This is a genomic window from Aurantimonas sp. C2-5-R2 (assembly GCF_036549495.1).
Lineage (GTDB): Bacteria > Pseudomonadota > Alphaproteobacteria > Rhizobiales > Rhizobiaceae > Aurantimonas > Aurantimonas coralicida_A.
In genome coordinates, this window is record NZ_JAZHLJ010000275.1 from 1 (window position 1) to 650 (window position 650).

The 650-nt window shown below is 58.2% G+C and carries 2 protein-coding genes; both read right to left on the minus strand.

From position 1 onward, the window contains the following. On the minus strand, positions 1 to 287 hold a 287-nt coding region (locus tag VQ044_RS25505), incomplete at its 3' end, for a HigA family addiction module antitoxin (protein ID WP_327650494.1). Between the two features lie 14 nt (positions 288 to 301). Next, a complete protein-coding gene (locus tag VQ044_RS25510) occupies positions 302 to 598 on the minus strand; it encodes a type II toxin-antitoxin system RelE/ParE family toxin (RefSeq protein ID WP_331827922.1) in 297 nt (98 codons plus the stop codon). Positions 599 to 650 lie beyond the last annotated feature (52 nt).

Sequence of the window (650 nt, forward strand, 5' to 3'; positions counted from 1 at the left end):
CGGGCGCGTTCGATACGCTCGCGCTCCCCTGGCGTGTTCATGATTTCCCAGAGATCGTTGCGCCGCTGCACGTTGAGCCAGAAGTCGGGACTGTTGCCGAACACGCGCGCGAGGATAAGCGCGGTCGCGGCAGTCACATTCCTGCGGTTGCCGCACAACTCGTTGACATGCTTGCGCTGAACGCCCATCGCCTCGGCGAGCGCGCCCTGGGTCAGGCCCATCGGCTGCATGAACTCTTCGGTCAGGATTTCACCGACAGTGGCCGGCTTGCGCTTCGTGGTCAACATGGTCTGCCTCGCTCTCATCGGTAACTGTGATCGTCCAGATAAATCCCGTCCGCCTCCCCGCGCTTGCCATTCCAGCGAAAGATCAGCCGCCATTGCTGGTTGACGCGGATTGAATGGAACCCCGTCAGATTACCGCGCAACTTCTCGAAGTGATTGCTGGGCGGAACGCGCAGGTCCTGATCGGTTACGGCGTCGTCAATCATCTGGAGCTTGCGGAACAACCGGGCTTCAAGATCGGATGGGATATTGCGCGAGCTGACATCATCCACAAAAAAGGCCCGCAACCAGTCATCCCGAAAGCCGACGATCATTCGCTTACCCCAAATTTGAGCCTATGTACCACACTATAACTCATATTGCAAT

What these genes read in the sequence shown, in the direction of transcription:
- VQ044_RS25510 (WP_331827922.1), bottom strand. Translation starts at nt 598, where the DNA reads ATGATCGTCGGCTTTCGGGATGACTGGTTGCGGGCCTTTTTTGTGGAT.